The organism is Gordonia iterans (genome assembly GCF_002993285.1).
In the GTDB taxonomy this organism is placed as follows: Bacteria; Actinomycetota; Actinomycetes; order Mycobacteriales; family Mycobacteriaceae; genus Gordonia; species Gordonia iterans.
In genome coordinates this window covers 2,615,257-2,633,502 of record NZ_CP027433.1, presented here as the reverse complement: position 1 = coordinate 2,633,502, position 18,246 = coordinate 2,615,257, and the positions used below count along the sequence as shown (strand labels likewise).

The following is an 18,246-nucleotide window of genomic DNA, read 5'->3' as shown; positions in this document are numbered from 1 at the left end:
TCACTGACTTTCGGCGTGCTGGTTGGGTGCGTGTCTGGGGTGGGTGGGTGTGTGTTGTTTGAGAAGTGCATAGTGGATGCGAGCATCAAAAATCTTGTTTTGGTGTTTGTACTGCAATTTATACGATTTATGGTTTCTGTTCTTTTAACGAAGATGCAGTTGTACTCATGTTGTGTGTAGGTGTCCACATTCGTGTCTCGCAGCCTGGCTGGTCTCTTTTTTTTGGGGGTTGGTGGGGTGTGGGGTGTGTTTGTGGGTGTTGTTGTAAGTGTTTTAGGGCGTTCGGTGGATGCCTTGGTACCAGGAGCCGATGAAGGACGTGGTAGGCCGCGATAGTCCTCGGGGAGTTGTCAAACGAGCTGTGATCCGAGGGTGTCCGAATGGGGAAACCCAGCACCAGTTGTGTGGTGTTACCGCCCGGTGAATGTATAGCCGGTGCGGGGGGAACGTGGGGAAGTGAAACATCTCAGTACCCATAGGAAGAGAAAACAATATGTGATTCCGTGAGTAGTGGCGAGCGAAAGTGGATGAGGCTAAACCGCGCGTATGTGATACTCGGCAGGGGTTGTGCGTGTGGTGTTGTGGGAGCATCGTTGCTGTGTCTGCCGGCATAGCGGTCAGTGAGAAAGTGTTGTGTTAGGTGAAGTGGCCTGGGATGGTCTGCCGTAGACGGTGAGAGTCCGGTAACTGAAAACGCAATGCCTGGCTTCGGTGTTTCCCGAGTAGCAGCGGGCTCGTGGAATCTGCTGTGAATCTGCCGGGACCACCCGGTAAGCCTGAATACTTCCTGGTGACCGATAGCGGACGAGTACCGTGAGGGAAAGGTGAAAAGTACCCCGGGAGGGGAGTGAAATAGTACCTGAAACCGGACGCTTACAATCCGTCAGAGCTGGCGCACCCTTTGGGGTGGTTGGTGATGGCGTGCCTTTTGAAGAATGAGCCTGCGAGTTAGTGCTCAGTGGCGAGGTTAACCCGTGGTGGGGTAGCCGTAGCGAAAGCGAGTCTGAATAGGGCGTGTTGAGTCGCTGGGTCTAGACCCGAAGCGGAGTGATCTACCCATGGCCAGGGTGAAGCCACAGTAAGATGTGGTGGAGGCCCGAACCCACTTCAGTTGAAAATGGAGGGGATGAGTTGTGGGTAGGGGTGAAAGGCCAATCAAACTCCGTGATAGCTGGTTCTCCCCGAAATGCATTTAGGTGCAGCGTCACGTGTTTCTTGCCGGAGGTAGAGCTACTGGATGGCCGATGGGCCCTACTAGGTTACTGACGTCAACCAAACTCCGAATGCCGGTAAGTGAGAGCGTGGCAGTGAGACTGCGGGGGATAAGCTTCGTAGTCGAGAGGGAAACAGCCCAGATCGCCGGCTAAGGCCCCTAAGCGTGTACTAAGTGGAAAAGGATGTGGGATTGCTGAGACAACCAGGAGGTTGGCTTAGAAGCAGCCACCCTTGAAAGAGTGCGTAATAGCTCACTGGTCAAGTGGTCCTGCGCCGACAATGTAGCGGGGCTCAAGTACACCGCCGAAGCCGCGGCAATCACACGTGTAACATCCATCATCTCCTGTGGGGGGTGGTGTAGTGGTGTGGTTGGGTAGGGGAGCGTCCTGCACTCGAGGAAGCAGTCTGGTGACGGGTTGTGGAGGGTGTGGGAGTGAGAATGCAGGCATGAGTAGCGAAAGACAAGTGAGAAACTTGTCCGCCGAATGACCAAGGGTTCCTGGGCCAGGTTAATCCGCCCAGGGTGAGTCGGGACCTAAGGCGAGGCCGACAGGCGTAGTCGATGGACAACGGGTTGATATTCCCGTACCCGTGTATCCGCGCCCAATGACGAATCGCATGTACTAACCACCCAAAAGCATCTTTTTCATCCTTCGGGGTGTTCTGGGTGTGGCTGCGTGGGACCTTGTGTGTAGTAGTCAAGCGATGGGGTGACGCAGGAAGGTAGCAGGGCCACGCGGTTGGTTGTCGTGGTGTAAGCCGGTAGCACGAGGCATAGGTAAATCCGTGTCTCATGGTGTGTGAGAGGTGATGCGTAGCCGTTGAGGTGAATTCTGTGATCCTATGCTGCCGAGAAAAGCCTCTAGTGAGTTGGTACACGGCCCGTACCCCAAACCGACACAGGTGGTCAGGTAGAGAATACTAAGGCGATCGAGAGAACTGTGGTTAAGGAACTCGGCAAATTGCCCCCGTAACTTCGGGAGAAGGGGGACCACGTCTGGTGACGGCACTTGCTGCTTGAGCTGGGGGTGGTCGCAGAGACCAGAGAGAAGCGACTGTTTACTAAAAACACAGGTCCGTGCGAAGTCGTAAGACGAGGTATACGGACTGACGCCTGCCCGGTGCTGGAAGGTTAAGAGGACCGGTTAATCACCTTTGTGGTGGTGAAGCTGAGAATTTAAGCCCCAGTAAACGGCGGTGGTAACTATAACCATCCTAAGGTAGCGAAATTCCTTGTCGGGTAAGTTCCGACCTGCACGAATGGCGTAACGACTTCTCTGCTGTCTCAACCACAGACTCGGCGAAATTGCAGTACGAGTAAAGATGCTCGTTACGCGCGGCAGGACGAAAAGACCCCGGGACCTTCACTATAGCTTGGTATTGGTGTTCGGTACGGTTTGTGTAGGATAGGTGGGAGACTGTGAAGCAGGCACGCCAGTGTGTGTGGAGTCGTTGTTGAAATACCACTCTGATCGTATTGGGCTTCTAACCTCGGACCCTGATCGGGTTCAGGGACAGTGCCTGGTGGGTAGTTTAACTGGGGCGGTTGCCTCCTAAAATGTAACGGAGGCGCCCAAAGGTTCCCTCAGCCTGGATGGCAATCAGGTGTTGAGTGTAAGTGCACAAGGGAGCTTGACTGTGAGACGTACATGTCGAGCAGGGACGAAAGTCGGGACTAGTGATCCGGCACCGGCAAGTGGAAGCGGTGTCGCTCAACGGATAAAAGGTACCCCGGGGATAACAGGCTGATCTTCCCCAAGAGTCCATATCGACGGGATGGTTTGGCACCTCGATGTCGGCTCGTCGCATCCTGGGGCTGGAGTAGGTCCCAAGGGTTGGGCTGTTCGCCCATTAAAGCGGCACGCGAGCTGGGTTTAGAACGTCGTGAGACAGTTCGGTCTCTATCCGCCGCGCGCGTCTAGAAACTTGAGGAAACCTGTCCCTAGTACGAGAGGACCGGGACGGACGAACCTCTGGTGTGCCAGTTGTTCCGCCAGGAGCACCGCTGGTTAGCTACGTTCGGAAGGGATAACCGCTGAAAGCATCTAAGCGGGAAGCCTGTTCCAAGATGAGGTTTCTCACCCACCATTGGTGGGGTAAGGCCCCCTACAGACCATGGGGTTGATAGGCCAGAACTGTACGCACAGCAATGTGTTCAGGTGACTGGTACTAATCGGCCGAGGACTTACCAACAACACCCAAACACCAAGACTTGAACGCTACGCATCCACTATGCACCTCTGAAATAACACGCACACGCGGGTTTTTCGAATCGACGTAGGAGATTCGACAACGAAGCGACGAAGGAGGTTCGTTGTGGCCGTAGGCCGCTATCAAATGAATTACAGCCTTCAGTCGTTCATCGTTGCCCCGCGCAACCGTTAATTTCACAGAGTTACGGCGGCCATAGCGGAGGGGAAACGCCCGGCCCCATTCCGAACCCGGAAGCTAAGCCCTCCAGCGCCGATGGTACTGCACTTTAATCAGTGTGGGAGAGTAGGACACCGCCGAACACAACCACAGAGAAGGCCCCCGGAACCCCTAGGTTCCGGGGGCCTTCTCGCATCCCCACGGTTGAGCGGGCCAGCCAGAGACGAGACTGCTGTTTCGCTGGAGGAGCCCGGGGGAACGCAGTGAGCCGGAGTCGAAACCACCCCGGCCCCGCACCCGCCCCCTGGCAGCTGCGACACTCGGCACACGACCGCGACAACCGAGCACACCAGCGACACACCCGACCGTCGCTCCCACAGCGCCGACCGTCGCGACCGTCCCACGACCGTCGCGGACACCCAACCAGGCATGCGGCAGACCGCGGGCGGCGTGGTTTCGACTCGCTCCGCTCGCTCAACCATCGAGGGAGCGTCGTACGGTCCGGTTTCGACTCGCTCCGCTCGCTCAACCATCGAGGGAGCGTCACACGGTCCGGTTTCGACTCGCTCCGCTCGCTCAACCATCGAGGGAGCGTCGTACGGTCCGGTTTCGACTCGCTCCGCTCGCTCAACCATCGAAACGGGGGCTCGCTCAACCATCGAAACGGGGGCTCGCTCAACCATCGAAACGGGGGCTCGCTCAACCATCGAAACGGCGGCCCACCCCACGGTCGGGTGCGCCGGCTAGACGCGAGACTGGTCTTTCGCTGGTTGAGCCCGGCGAACGCAGTGAGCCGGAGTCGAAACCACCCACCCCCACTCGCCCCGGCAGCTGCGACACTCGGCACACGACCGCGACGACCGAGCACACCAGCGACACACCCGACCGTCGCTCCCACAGCCGACCGTCGCGACCGTCCCACAACCGTCGCGTACACCGATCCAGGCGTGCGGCAGAGCGCGGACGGCGTGGTTTCGACTCGCGTCGCTCGCTCAACCATCGGAGGCTCCGCTCGCTCAACCATCGGAAGCTTCGCTCGCTCAACCATCGAGAGGGATCGGTTGCACGTCGGGCGGCGGTGGATTTCGGGATGAGGTGCAGGTCAGAATAGATTGGTGGGATGACGAAGCGCGGTTCGCAAGAGAAGGGTCACGGCGACTCGGGTCCGTCGATTCCAGACGAGGTGAAGGCGGCCGACCTCGATCCGGAGGTTCGTCGCGACCTTCAGGGCCTGGACAAGTCGACTGCCGACCGAGTGGCGCGGCACCTCGTCGTCGTCGGTGACGTTCTGGCCGAGGATCCGGAGCTTGCGCTGGAACATGCGCGTGCGGCTCGGGCGCGCGCCGCACGGGTCGGCGTGGTACGCGAGACCGCCGGCATTGCCGCCTACTACGCCGGCGAGTGGCAGGAGGCGATCGCCGAGTTGCGTGCCGCTCGGCGGATTTCCGGTGACGGCGGCGCCCTTCTCCCGCTGATCGCTGACTGCGAACGCGGTCTAGGACGTCCTGAACGTGCCGTCGAGGTGGCGCAGAGTCCGGAGGGGCAGGCGCTGATCGGCGAGGAGGCGGTCGAGATGGCGATCGTCGAATCCGGCGCCCACCTCGACTTGGGGGACGCCGAGGGCGCGGTGCGGGTGCTGGCCGGGCAGGATCTGCGAGCGGGCCGCACCGGGACCGAGGCGGCACGTCTGTTCAGCGCCTACGGCAGGGCGCTGTACGAAGCGGGCCGCACAGCCGACGCCCTCACGTGGTACCAGAATGCGGCGGCCGCGGACGTCGACGATGCGACCGATGCAGAGTTCGCCCTGCAAGAGCTGCTTGCTGAGGGCTTGGACGACGTCGTCGTCCCGGCGCCCGTCCAAGAGACTGCAGACGACGATCCGCTGCTGACGGAGTACGACGCTCTCCTCCTCGACCTGGACGGGACCCTGTACGAGGGCCGCAGCGTGCTTCCGGGTGCCGTCGACCTCGTCGACCGTCAGCCGCGACCCCGGTACTACGTGACCAACAACGCCAGTCGCTCCGCCGAGCAGGTGGCCGCGCACCTCGGCGCACTCGGTTTCGCCGCATCGCCGGACGAGGTGGTGACCAGCGCGCAGGTGGGTGCGCGCCTGGTCGCCGAGCGGGTGGCTGCGGGTGCTCGGGTCCTGGTGGTCGGAGCGTCGTCGCTCCGCGAGGAAATCGCCGGGGTGGGACTTGAGCCCGTGGCGTCGGCTGACGACCAGCCCGCGGCGGTGATCCAGGGACACTCCCCGGACACCGGGTGGGCCGAACTCTCCGAAGCCGCGCTGGCCGTGGCACGCGGTGCTCTCTGGGTGGCGACGAATACCGACACGACGCTGCCGACGGAACGCGGACTGCTGGTCGGGAACGGTTCGATGGTGGCGGCGGTCGCCACCGCGACCGGGGCCGCGCCGGCGGTCGCCGGAAAGCCGGCGGCGCCGATCATGCGCGAGGTGCTGGCGCGGAGCAGGAGCCGGCGTCCGTTGTTGATCGGCGACCGGCTCGACACCGACATCGAAGGTGCCAACGCCGTCGGGATCGACAGTCTGCTGGTCCTCACCGGCGTCACGACCGCGCGTGCACTGCTTATGGCGCCACCGGAACGTCGCCCGACCTACGTGGTGGGCGACCTCACCGGGATTTCGGCGCCTGCGTCGTCGCTGCGGATCGGGAGGCAGCCCGGCTGGCAGGTGACCGTCGCCGAACATCGCGTGACGGTGGACCCGAAAGGGGAGACCGACCTCCCTTCGCTGCTGCCGGCGCTCTGCCACGCGGTATGGACCGCGGACGTGGGAGGTCTCGACTTGCGGATCAGCAGCGGTGACGCGGAGACGAGTGCGCTCCTTGACCGCCTCGGCCTGACCGGCCGACCGGCGGGCAGTGCGCTAGCCTGAACACGATATGACCGGATCCCCTTCGTCAATGCCGTCCCCGGCGGTCCTCGCCGCGCGGGCAGCCCGCGCGACCGCGGAACCGGGTGATCCCGCGGACCATCCCGTCACCGGCCAGGTCGGCGAGATCCTGTCCGAGGTGGCGGCGATCCGTGAGGCCGGCGACGGTGAGTTTTCACTCGCGGCGCTCGCCCGGCAGGCCGAACTCCTCACCAGGGCGCACGCGCTCCTGTCCGAGACGCTCGAGGACGCCGGCCGTGGCTGAGCACGACACCGGGCGTGCGCGCTGATGGCCGCACGTGCCCGACTGGATGCGGAACTGGTCCGCCGGGGGCTTGCGCGCTCGCGCGAGCAGGCCCGGGCGCTGATCGATGCCGGCCAGGTGAAAGTCAACGGGACGGTCGCGACCAAGGCGGCGACCAATGTCGGCCGAGACACGCCGGTGCTCGTCACCGAGACCGAGTCGGAGGAGTGGGCGTCGCGCGGTGCGCACAAGCTGCTCGGCGCCCTGGACGCGTTCGGCCCGCTCGGGTTCGTCGTGCAGGGGCGCCGGTGCCTGGATGCGGGAGCGTCCACCGGCGGCTTCACTGATGTGCTGTTGCGGCGTGGGGCCGCCGAGGTCGAGGCCGTCGACGTCGGCTACGGGCAGCTCGTGTGGCGCTTGCAGACCGACGACCGCGTGCACGTGCACGACCGCACCAATGTGCGTCACCTGACACCCGACCAGATCGGCGGGTCGGTGGACCTGATCGTCTCGGATCTGTCGTTCATCTCGTTGAAACTGGTGCTGCCGGCGCTCGCGGCTTGTCTCCGGCCCGGGGGAGACTATCTGCCGATGGTCAAACCCCAGTTCGAGGTGGGCAAGGATCGCGTCGGCGCCGGCGGAGTGGTGAGGGATCCGGAGCTGCGGACCGAGGCCGTCGCCGCGGTCGCCGCCGCGGCCGCAGCACAGGGGCTGCAGATGCGTGCCGTGGAGGCCAGCCCGCTGCCCGGGCCGTCCGGCAACGTCGAGTACTTCCTCTGGCTGCACAAACCGGACGCCGCGACGGGCCTGTCGGAGGCGGACGATACCGTTGAACAGATTCATGCCGCCGTCGCACGCGGCCCCCAGTAGCAGATCCCGCAGTAGCAGACCCGGCAACAGCAGACCCCGCAAGAGCAGGCAAGGGAGGACACGATGACGGTCGACGCTCCGGCACGGCGGACCTTCCTCGTCGTCGCTCATACGGGCCGCGACGAAGTGACTCTCACCCTGGATACCGTGGGCCGCCGGTGTGCGTCGGCGGGCATCACTCTCCGGGTGCTCCATCACGACACCCGCCTTCCGTCCGAGGCCCCCGATCTGCCGTGGCATCCGGTCGATCCGGAGCGGTTGCGGGCGACCGGAGTCGACGTCGAGGTGGTTCACGCCGATTCCGGGAGCGCCGAGGGCTGCGAGCTGGTTCTGGTCCTCGGCGGCGACGGAACCTTCCTGCGCGCGGCGGAGCTGGCCTATCCCGCGGGCGTGCCGCTGCTCGGCGTCAACCTGGGACACATCGGCTTCCTCGCCGAGGCCGAGGCCCACGTCATCGACGAGGTGCTCGATCGGTTGGTGGCCCGCGACTACCGGCTCGAAGACCGGATGGTGCTCGACGTCTCGGTGATCGAGAACAACCGGGGCGGCCTGCTGGGCAGATCGTGGTCGTTGAACGAGGTCGCCATCCAGAACCGGTCGCACAACGGCGTCTTGGAGATGGTCACCGAGGTCGACGGCCGCCCGGTGTCCGCATTCGGCGCCGACGGCCTGCTGATCTCCACGCCGACCGGGTCGACCGCGTATGCGTTCTCCGCCGGCGGGCCGGTGATGTGGCCGGATCTGGAGGCGATCCTGGTGGTGCCGAGCAACGCTCATGCGCTGTTCGCCCGGCCGCTGGTGACCAGTCCGCGCTCGCGGATCGCCGTGGAGGTCGACGCGCACGGTCGTGCGGCGGTCGCGCTGTGCGACGGGCGGCGGATCCTGGAGGTGCCCGCGGGGGCGCGCGTCGAAGTGTGCCGGGCCGCGCGACCGTTGAAGTGGGTCAGGATCGGCGCCGAGCCGTTCACCGACCGCCTCGTCACCAAGTTCTCGCTGCCCGTGACAGGGTGGCGCGGAAGGAGCCAGTGAACCCGTGCTCGAAGAGCTTTCGATCAGCGGACTCGGTGTGCTGGAATCCGCGGCGGCGGAATTCTCACCCGGGTTCACCGTCCTGACCGGTGAGACCGGCGCGGGCAAAACGATGATCGTGACGAGTCTGCGGCTGCTGTCGGGGGCGCGCGCCGATGCCGGCCGCGTCCGCACCGGCGACGAGCGAGCTGTGGTGGAGGGCAGATTCCGGCTACCGCCCGCGCAGACGCGACCCGAGCAGATCACCGAGGTGCTCGATGCTACCGGCGCAGAACTCGACGACGACGACACCGTCATCGCAGTCCGGACGGTGAACGCCGACGGCCGCTCGCGTGCACATCTGGGCGGGCGTTCGGTGCCGGCTGCGACACTCGGTGAGCTGACCGGCGAGCTCCTGGCCATCCACGGTCAGAACGACCAGCTACGCCTGGCGCGATCCGACCAGCAACGTGCCGCGCTCGACCGGTTCGCCGGGGCCAAGGCTGGAACGCTGCTGGCCAAGTACCGGGCCGCCCGCAGCCGATGGCTGAGCACGCTCGACGAGGTCGAGCGCCGCCGGTCGGACTCGCGTGAGCTCGCACAGGAAGCCGACCGTCTCCGCTTCGGTCTCGAAGAGATCGACGCGGTGTCGCCGGAGCCGGGCGAGGACGCCGATCTGATCTCGACGATCCGCCGCCTCACAGACCTCGAAGACCTGCGGGCCGCCGCGGCGGGTGCGCACCGCGCGATCGCCGGGGACGGTGGCATGGACGGCAGCGTCGTCGACGGGCTCGGCGCGGTCCGTTCGCTCCTGGAGTCCGCCGACGACGACGTCCTGCGGGAACTGTTGCCGAGGGTCGCCGAGGCACTGGTGGTGGTGGGCGACATCGGGGAGGAGTTGTCGGCGTACCTGGCGGGGCTGCCGAACGACGCCCACGATCTCGATGCGCTTCTGAACCGCCAGGGCGAGCTGAAGCTTCTCACGCGCAAGTACGCCGCGGACATCGACGGCGTGATCGCGTGGGCGGACCAGGCCCGGACTCGCCTGGCCCAGATCGACGATCCGGAATCCTCGATCGAGGAGCTCGAAGCGCGCGCGGAGACCGAGCGGTCGGCCGTGGCCGAGCTGGCCGCCAAGCTCCACCGGCTCCGGGCCGGCGCGGCGGGCACCTTGTCCAAGAAGGTGTCGGCCGAGTTGGCAGGCCTGGCGATGGGCGGCAGCGAACTGGCCGTGACCGTCGAGCTGATCGGGGCCGACGACGATCGGCTGGAGATCACCGTGGACGGACACCGTACCGTGGCCGGACCCGACGGTGCCGACCGTGTCGAGTTCGGCCTCGTCGCACACCAGGGCGCCCGGCCACTGCCCATCGCCAAGTCGGCCTCGGGCGGCGAGCTCTCCCGGGTGATGCTCGCACTCGAGGTCGTGCTGGCCGAACCCGATGCCGGCGGCGTGATGGTGTTCGACGAGGTGGACGCCGGCGTGGGCGGCGCCGCCGCCGTGCAGATCGGTGCCCGGCTGGCCCGGCTCGCTCGGCGGCACCAGGTGATCGTGGTGACACACCTGCCGCAGGTGGCGGCGTTCGCCGACAATCATCTCGTGATCGGCAAGGTGGGCGGCGGCGCCAAGGGACGCCAGACCTCTACGCTCACCGCGCTGGACCGTGACGAGCGGGTGTCGGAACTGTCTCGCATGCTGGCCGGTCTGGGCGATTCGGAGACCGGTCGCGCCCACGCGGAGGAACTGCTGCAGACGGCGGAAGCAGTGCGCACCGAACACTCCTGAGTCAGATGTGACTGAGATTGTTCTTGATCTACTTGTGACAAAAGTTGCCATTGTTACGGCGCGCCTCCGTGTGATATCCCCCGCGACGGCCCAGGATCGGGGCATGAGGATGCCAGCTCTGCTCAACCGCCGCACCGAAGAACTGCCGGGGATCACCGGGATCGCCCGGATCGACAAGAAGACCAAACGGCTGACCGGGCGCGTCGGTCCCGGCGACGTCGTCGTGCTCGACGAGGTCGACTTGGACCGCCTCACCGCGGATGCACTCGTGGAGGCGGACGTGGTCGCGGTGGTGAACGCATCGCCGTCGATCACCGGCCGATATCCCAACCTGGGTCCGGAAGTCCTTGCGGCATCGGGCATCCCGCTCCTCGACGCCGTCGGGCCCGAGGTCTTCGCCCGGGTCAAGGAGGGTGCCAAGGTGCGCCTGCACGACGACCGGTTGTATCTGGGCGACCGCGTCGTCGCCCGCGGCACGACGCTCGACGAGCGGGCCGTCGCCGATCGCATGCTCGAGGCGAAGACCGGCCTGATCGATCACCTGGAAGCGTTCTCCGGCAACTCGATCGAGTTCATCCGCAGCGAGTCGCCGCTGCTGATCGACGGGGTCGGCGTACCCGAGCTGAACGTCGACCTGGAGGGCCGGCACGTGGTGGTGGTCGGCGACGGCTCGGACCGCGTCGCAGACCTCAAGGCGCTCAAGCCGTTCATCAAGGAGTACCAGCCGATCATGATCGGTGTGGGCATCGGCGCCGACACTCTGATGAAGGCGGGCTACCGGCCTGCCGTGATCGTCGGCGACCCCGACGACCTCAAGGTCGGCACCCTCAAGTCCGGCGCGGAACTGGTGCTGCCCGCGGACCCGGACGGCCACGCCTCCGGACTCGAGCGCATCCAGGATCTCGGCATCGGCGCCACGACGTTCCCCGCCGTCGGATCGGCCGGCGACCTGGCGCTGCTGCTCGCCGACTTCCACGGCGCCGACCTGATCGTGACCGTGGGCCTCGGTGGATCGCTGGAGGACTTCTTCGACCGCACGCGTCGCGACCAGATCCCGTCGACCTTCCTCACCCGGCTGAAGGTCGGCCAGAAGCTGGTCGACGCCAAGGCGGTCTCGACTCTGTACCGCACGCGGGTGGGCGGCGCGGTGATCGCCATGCTCCTGCTGGCGGCGCTGATCGTGCTGATCACCGCGCTCGTCCTGACCGGGTCGGGCGGCGGCATCGGGGAGTGGTTCACCCAGCAGTGGGAGAACGTGACCGGGTGGGTCGGCGGCCTGGGGGCCGGCGGCTGATGATCTCACTGCGCCAGCATGCGATCTCGCTGATCGCGGTCTTCCTCGCCCTGGCACTGGGACTGTTCCTCGGTTCGGGATACATCGGCGACCGGCTGGGCGCGCTGACCGGTACCGAACGGGACCGCTTGGGCACGGTGCAAGACGAGCGCGACGCGCTCGCGCGGCAGGTGAACGTCGACAACGGCTTCATCGAGGGCATCACGCCGCAGCTGATCGGCGGGATCCTCAAAGACCAGCCGGTGGTGATCGTGACGACACCGAACGCCGCCGAGTCCGATGTGGAAGCGCTCAAGGGGCTGCTGGGCGATGCCGGGGCCGTGTTCTCCGGTCAGCTCGGACTCACCGACAAACTACTGAAGGACGAGAGCGCCGCGACGGTCACCTCCATCGTCGACCAGTCGATCCCACCAGGACAGCAGCTGCGGACTGACTACACCGACTCCGGTTCCCGGGTCGGCGATCTGCTGGGGGTGGCCCTTCTGTCTCGTGCGGGCGCGCGGCCGGTGGCCGAGAGCGATCGGGTCGACGCGCTGCAGGCGTTGCGCGAGGGCGGTTTCCTCGAGTACGCCGAGGGCACGGTGAAGGCGGCGCGACTGGCGCTCGTCGTGACCGGCGGGGAACTGCCTGCCGATTCCGGAACGCAGGGCCAGCTCGTCGCACGGTTGTCGGCGGCTTTGGCCAACCGAGGTCAGGGCGGCGTGCTGGCCGGGCGCACCGGCTCGGCAGACGGAGGTTCGCCCGTCGCCGTCGTCCGCGCCGATCCGGGTCTGAGCGGGTCGCTGTCCACCGTCGACGATGTGAACGAGCAGACCGGACGGGTCACCGCGGTGCTGGCGCTGGACGCCGAGACCAAGGGCAGGTCCGGCGCGTACGGAACCGGCGCGGGTGCGTCGTCCATCACTGTCACCGAGCCGACGCGCTGATCGGGGAGAGTGTCGGTCTCGATGCCGGGCGGATGCTGATAGCCTGGAATCCCGTAGGTATTCACCCCTGACGGGAGCATTCAGTTTGCGATCACTGCGCCATCAGCAGCCAGGAACTAAGCACATCTTCGTCACCGGAGGTGTCGCGTCTTCCCTGGGCAAGGGGCTGACCGCGTCGAGCCTCGGTCAATTGCTCACCGCGCGCGGTCTGCGCGTCACGATGCAGAAGGTCGACCCGTATCTCAACGTGGATCCGGGCACCATGAACCCCTTCCAGCACGGCGAGGTCTTCGTGACCGAGGACGGCGCCGAGACCGACCTGGACATCGGGCACTACGAGCGATTCCTCGACCGCGATCTCAGCGGCTCCGCCAACGTGACCACCGGCCAGGTGTACTCGACGGTGATCGCCAAGGAGCGGCGCGGCGAGTACTTGGGCGACACCGTGCAGGTGATCCCGCACATCACCGACGAGCTGAAGGAACGCATGCTCGCCATGCACCAGCCCGACGCGAGCGGTGAGGCTCCCGACGTGGTGATCACCGAGATCGGCGGCACCGTCGGCGACATCGAGTCGCAGCCGTTCGTCGAGGCGGCTCGGCAGATCCGGCACGACCTGGGCAAGGACAACGTCTTCTTTCTGCACGTCTCGCTGGTGCCGTACCTGGCGCCGTCGGGCGAGCTGAAGACCAAGCCCACGCAGCATTCCGTGGCCGCCCTGCGCAGCATCGGCATCCAGCCCGACGCGCTGATTCTGAGGTGCGACCGCCCGGTACCCGAGGCGCTGAAGAAGAAGATCGCGCTGATGTGCGACGTCGACATCGACGGCGTGATCTCCACGCCGGACGCCCCGTCCATTTACGACATCCCCAAGGTGCTGCACTCCGAGCAACTCGACGCCTACGTGGTCCGCCAGCTCGGCCTGCCGTTCCGCGACGTCGACTGGACGGTGTGGGGCGATCTGCTCGACCGCGTCCACTCCCCGCGGGAGACCGTCACGGTGGCCATCGTCGGCAAGTACATCGATCTTCCCGACGCCTATCTGTCGGTGACCGAAGCCATCCGGGCCGGCGGTTTCGCGCACTACGCGCGGACCGAGATCGTCTGGGTGCCGTCCGACGATTGCGCGACGCCGACGGGCGCACACGATGCGCTGCGCGACGTCGACGCGATCATGATCCCCGGCGGCTTCGGCATCCGCGGCATCGAGGGCAAGCTCGGTGCGATCGCCTACGCGCGCGGCAACGGGATTCCGCTGCTGGGTCTGTGCCTGGGCCTGCAGTGTGTGGTGATCGAGGCGGCGCGCTCGGTCGGGTTGACGGATGCGAGCTCCACCGAGTTCGATCCGGACACCGCCGCCCCGGTGATCGCCACCATGGCCGACCAGGAAGCGGCGGTCTCCGGGGAGGCCGATCTGGGTGGCACCATGCGGCTGGGCTCGTACCCGGCGTCCCTCACGCCGGGCAGCGTCGTCGCTCGTGCTTACGGGGCGACGGAGATCACCGAGCGTCATCGGCACCGCTTCGAGGTGAACAACGCCTATCGGGACAAGATCGCCGAGTCCGGCCTCCAGTTCTCCGGCACGTCGCCGGACGGCACTCTGGTCGAGTTCGTCGAATACCCGCGTGACGTCCACCCGTTCCTGGTGGCGACTCAGGCACACCCTGAGCTCAAGAGCCGCCCGACACGGCCGCATCCGCTCTTCTCAGCGTTCATCGAAGCAGCGCTCAAATACAAAGCCGCCGAACGGCTTCCAGTCAAGCTCGAAGGCTACGACCCGACCGGCATAGGGGCCTCCGACACCGGCTCGGAGGTCTAACAGGTGGCTGTCCCGGGTGCGCACGAGTTCTCCGTCCGCGGATCGGAGACGCTGTACTCCGGTGCGATCCTGGAGTTGCGCCGCGACGAGGTCGTGATGCCCGGAGGCGAGACGGCGCATCGCGAGGTGGTCGCCAAGCACGGCGCGGTCGCCGTCGTCGCCCGCGACGCGGCCGGACGGCTCGCGATGGTCGTGCAGTATCGGCATCCGATCGGGCGGCGGCTCCTCGAACTTCCAGCGGGCCTTCTCGACGGGGGACCGGAGGAGTCACCGGTGGAGGCCGCGCAGCGGGAGCTCGCGGAGGAGGCGGGGCTCGCTGCGCGGTCCTGGCGCACGCTGGTGGACCTGGACTCGTCGCCGGGGTTCACCGACGAGGCGATCCGGGTGTTCCTGGCCGAGGATCTGTTCGAGGTCGACGGCGGCGAGCGCGAGCACGAGGAAGCAGATCTCGCACTCCGCTGGCTGACGCTCGACGAGGCCGTGACCGCCGCGCTCGGCGGGGAACTGGTCAATGCGATCGCGGTCGCCGGGGTGCTCGCCGTCGCCGCGGCAGATGTCCGCGGTGGGCAGCTGCGTGCCCCGGATGCGCCGTGGGCCGATCGCCCGCGGAGATTCGGGACGTGATCGCCCGACTCGACGACGCGGTGCAGCGCTATCTCGACCACCTGACGGTGGAGAGAGGTTCTGCGGCCAACACGGTGTCGTCGTATCGTCGCGACCTGGTGCGGTACAAGGACTTTCTGGCCTCGCGGGGAATCTCGACGCTCAGCGAGGTCGCCGAGGCCGATGTGCGGGAGTTCCTGGTGGCTCTGCGCAGGGGAGACCCGGAGCGGGACGTTCCGCCGCTCGCGGACTCGTCAGTGGCGCGAACTCTGGTGGCGACCAGGGGATTTCACAAGTTCGCTGCGGCGGAGGGGATCGTCGCCGACGACGTCGCGCATGCGGTACGTCCGCCGAAGCCGGCGCAGCGACTGCCCAAGGCACTCGCCGTGGACGAGGTGCTCGCGATCCTCGAGGCGGCTGGAGCGCCGGATCACCCACGCGCGCTTCGCGATCGTGCGCTGCTGGAACTGCTGTACAGCTGCGGTGCGCGGATTTCCGAGGTGACGGCGCTGGACGTCGACGACATCGACACCGAGCACCGCGCCGTGGTGCTGCGCGGCAAGGGCGGCAAGGAGCGCATCGTGCCGGTCGGGCGACCGGCGATCGCGGCCGTCGACGCCTACCTGGTGCGCGGACGTCCGGCGCTGGCCAAGAAGGGGACCCCGGCCCTGTTTCTGAACATCCGCGGCGGTCGGCTGTCGCGCCAGAGCGCGTGGCAGGTGCTGGTCGATGCGGCGGCACGCGCGGGCGTCGAGAAGGAAGTCTCCCCGCACACCCTCCGCCACAGCTTCGCCACCCATCTCCTCGACGGCGGCGCGGACGTGCGCGTGGTGCAGGAGTTGCTGGGCCATTCTTCTGTGACGACCACCCAGGTGTACACGCTGGTCACGGTGAACACCATGCGGGAGGTGTACGCCACCGCGCACCCCCGCGCGCGATAGCCGACGCCGACGCTCCCGCGGGCCGGGCCGGGCGACTTCTCTCGTGCCGCTAGAGTCGGCACCTCTCGCTGGTGTAGTCGGGCGGGTTCGCTTCCCGCTCGAATCGATGTCCTTCGCTGGTTGAGCCGGGCGGGTTCGCTTCCCGCTCGAATCGATTCCCTTCGCTGGTTGAGCCGGGCGACGAAGGAGCCCGTGTCGAAACCCCCACGTCATACGGGGCGGTTCCATGGTGTGCGGAGATCTGTTCTGTCGTACCCCTGAGGCATACTGTTCTTGATCGAACATACGAGCGATTCGGGGGTGTTGGGGATGAGTGGGGGGACGACGGCGTGGGCGGCGATGGATTTGTCGGCGGTGGGGATCGGGCCGGTCTCGGAGGGGTTGGCGGAGCCGGATCAGATGAACGCTTTTCTGCGTGTGGTGTGTGATACGCGGGCGGGGGAGTCGTATCTGATGTGGCGCCGGTATATGGCGATCGCGGAGATGGTGGATCTGGCGGTGGGTTGGGCTGCTGATGCGGACGCCGATCGTGAGGCGCATCGTGTGTTGGAGCCGCGGACGATGGTGGCGGCGCGTGTGCAGGTCGGTCTGTCGGTCGGTAGCGGGGGCGCGCAGGCGATGGTCGATCGGGCTGAGGCGGCGCGTGATCGTATTCCGCACTGCGGTGAGCTGTTGCGGGACGGGGTGGTGTCGGTGCAGACCTTCAGTTTGTTGGTGTTCGAGACTGCGGCGGTGACTGATCGGGAGTTGCTGGCGTTGATCGACCTGACGCTCGCGCAGGCGTTGCGGGAGCTGGGGGCGGTGTCGAACTCTCGTGCGCAGAAGACGGCGCGGTCGGTGGTGCGGCGGATCGATCCCGAGGGTGCGCGGCGGGACCGTGAACAGGCCAGGGCCGCTGAGCGTGTGCAGTCGTTTCCGGTCGGTGGTGACATGGCGACGATCGCGATCACCGGTTCGTGTGAGGACGTCGCGCAGGCCGAGGCCGGGGTCGAGGCTACTGCGGCGGGGGTGTGCGAGAACGATCCGCGGAGCGTGGCGGCCCGGCGCAGTGCGGCGGCGTTGGCGCGGTTGAAAGGGGTGGCGTTCACGTGTGCGTGCGGTGCCGATGATTGCGCCGCGCGCCTGAGTCAGGAGGAGATCGACGCGCGGTGTGCGCGTCTGGTGGTGCATGTGGTGTGTCCCGGTTCGACTTTGGAGGGCGGGGATGAGCCGGGGGTGCTCGACGGCTACGGCGCCATCGACGCCGGCTTGGTGCGCGACATCGTCGCGCGTGAGGACGTCGCGGTCCGCGCGCTTGATCTGGCCGAGCTGAGTAAGGCCACCGCGCGGGCCGCGGATCGGTATCGGCCGACCGCGGCGTGTGAGGTGGCGGTGCGTACGTTGTTCGGTCAGTGCACCTGGCCGGGGTGTAGTCGGCAGGCGTGGCGGTGCGATCTGGATCATGTGTGCGAATACAATCATGCCGATCCGGCGGCGGGTGGGGCGACGTGTTTCTGCAACCTCAACCCGAAGTGCGAGTTCCATCATCTGATCAAGACTTTCGGTGAGGGGTGGCTCGATGATCAGGTGATCGATGCGCACGGAGTGATCTGGACCGAGGTGAGTACCCCGGAGGGGTTCACCGTGCGTAGTCAGGCCCTCAACACGTGGCTGCTGCCCGATCTGGGGCTGATCCCGTGCACGCACGGCGAGCCGCTGGTGCCCGGTGTGCCCGTCGCGGGTGAGGAACCGATGCGCACGAGCACCCGGCTCGAGGCCAAACACGCCTACCGGATGCGGTTGCGTGCCGAGCATCGTCGTGCCGCCCAGAGCGGTCCGGTCAAGACCATCGCGCCGATGTTCGACGACGACACCCCACCCCCGTACTGAGCGCGGCTGCTCAGTTCGGGGAATCGCTGGATGTCGTCGAGGGCGAGTGGTCGGACCCCGGGGCTGAGTCACGACTCTTGTCGGGTCCGCGGCTGCGCTGTCGGTTTCGATGAGTACCAAGCAGTCTGAGCGGTTCTACTTGGCCGGCATTCGTTGCCTGGGCTCGTCGAACGCACGGACCCGGTGTCGTCCTGAGGTCGGCGATGTCCGTGCATGAGGTGCCGTGGCAGTCACACCGGCGCCCAGAGTGCACTCACCGGAGCTCCGTAGAGGTTCACTTCGATGCCGCGCGATCGAGGGTTGTGCGGGTCGCTGTCAGCACCCCGCCGACTCGTCACCGTAGTCTTGCAGCGCGACAACCGTAGTTTTCCAAGTATTCCTGCCGTAGGTTTGCACTCGTAGCGACCG

Annotated in this window: 11 protein-coding genes and 2 rRNA genes; all 13 read left to right on the top strand. The window is 66.2% G+C overall.

All coding sequences use genetic code 11. The features are described from left to right. Positions 1-262: 262 nt before the first annotated feature. The 13 genes from C6V83_RS12065 to C6V83_RS12005 all read left to right on the top strand — a co-directional run bounded on the left by C6V83_RS12065 (position 263) and on the right by C6V83_RS12005 (position 17,838). Positions 263-3,408: ribosomal RNA gene (locus C6V83_RS12065) — 23S ribosomal RNA — on the top strand. Between the two features lie 203 nt (positions 3,409-3,611). Continuing rightward, positions 3,612-3,728, top strand: a 5S ribosomal RNA gene (rrf, locus tag C6V83_RS12060). A gap of 977 nt (positions 3,729-4,705) precedes the next feature. After that, positions 4,706-6,481 carry an HAD-IIA family hydrolase gene (locus C6V83_RS12055; protein WP_105942598.1) on the top strand — a complete coding sequence of 592 codons (1,776 nt, stop codon included), beginning with the start codon at positions 4,706-4,708 and terminating at the stop codon, positions 6,479-6,481. A gap of 7 nt (positions 6,482-6,488) precedes the next feature. Beyond that, a complete protein-coding gene (locus tag C6V83_RS12050; RefSeq protein ID WP_105942597.1) occupies positions 6,489-6,743 on the top strand; it encodes a hypothetical protein in 255 nt (84 codons plus the stop codon). A 24-nt stretch (positions 6,744-6,767) separates the two neighbouring features. Further along, positions 6,768-7,592 (top strand): TlyA family RNA methyltransferase, encoded by an 825-nt coding sequence (locus tag C6V83_RS12045; RefSeq protein ID WP_105942596.1) that lies wholly within the window; start codon positions 6,768-6,770, stop codon positions 7,590-7,592. 63 nt (positions 7,593-7,655) lie between these two features. After that, on the top strand, positions 7,656-8,621 hold the full coding sequence (locus C6V83_RS12040) for an NAD kinase (RefSeq protein WP_105942595.1): 966 nt from the start codon (positions 7,656-7,658) through the stop codon (positions 8,619-8,621). Between the two features lie 4 nt (positions 8,622-8,625). Further along, positions 8,626-10,386 carry a DNA repair protein RecN gene (gene recN / locus C6V83_RS12035; RefSeq protein WP_105942594.1) on the top strand — a complete coding sequence of 587 codons (1,761 nt, stop codon included), beginning with the start codon at positions 8,626-8,628 and terminating at the stop codon, positions 10,384-10,386. A gap of 109 nt (positions 10,387-10,495) precedes the next feature. Next, positions 10,496-11,680: a putative cytokinetic ring protein SteA gene (gene steA / locus C6V83_RS12030; protein ID WP_199832656.1), complete on the top strand. Its 1,185-nt coding sequence runs from the start codon at positions 10,496-10,498 to the stop codon at positions 11,678-11,680. Beyond that, positions 11,680-12,606: a copper transporter gene (locus C6V83_RS12025; RefSeq protein WP_105943909.1), complete on the top strand. Its 927-nt coding sequence runs from the start codon at positions 11,680-11,682 to the stop codon at positions 12,604-12,606. The genes steA and C6V83_RS12025 overlap by 1 nt, the downstream gene beginning before the upstream one ends. Before the next feature lie 85 nt (positions 12,607-12,691). Further along, a complete protein-coding gene (locus C6V83_RS12020; protein ID WP_105942592.1) occupies positions 12,692-14,425 on the top strand; it encodes a CTP synthase in 1,734 nt (577 codons plus the stop codon). 3 nt (positions 14,426-14,428) lie between these two features. Beyond that, positions 14,429-15,049, top strand: coding sequence for an NUDIX domain-containing protein (locus C6V83_RS12015; RefSeq protein ID WP_105942591.1), 621 nt, complete (start codon positions 14,429-14,431; stop codon positions 15,047-15,049). Beyond that, on the top strand, positions 15,046-15,969 hold the full coding sequence (gene xerD / locus C6V83_RS12010; RefSeq protein WP_105943908.1) for a site-specific tyrosine recombinase XerD: 924 nt from the start codon (positions 15,046-15,048) through the stop codon (positions 15,967-15,969). The genes C6V83_RS12015 and xerD overlap by 4 nt, the downstream gene beginning before the upstream one ends. 309 nt (positions 15,970-16,278) lie before the next feature. Next, the gene (locus C6V83_RS12005) at positions 16,279-17,838 is read left to right on the top strand and encodes a DUF222 domain-containing protein (protein WP_105942590.1); all 1,560 of its coding nucleotides are present in this window, start codon (positions 16,279-16,281) and stop codon (positions 17,836-17,838) included. The last annotated feature ends 408 nt before the right edge of the window (positions 17,839-18,246 follow it).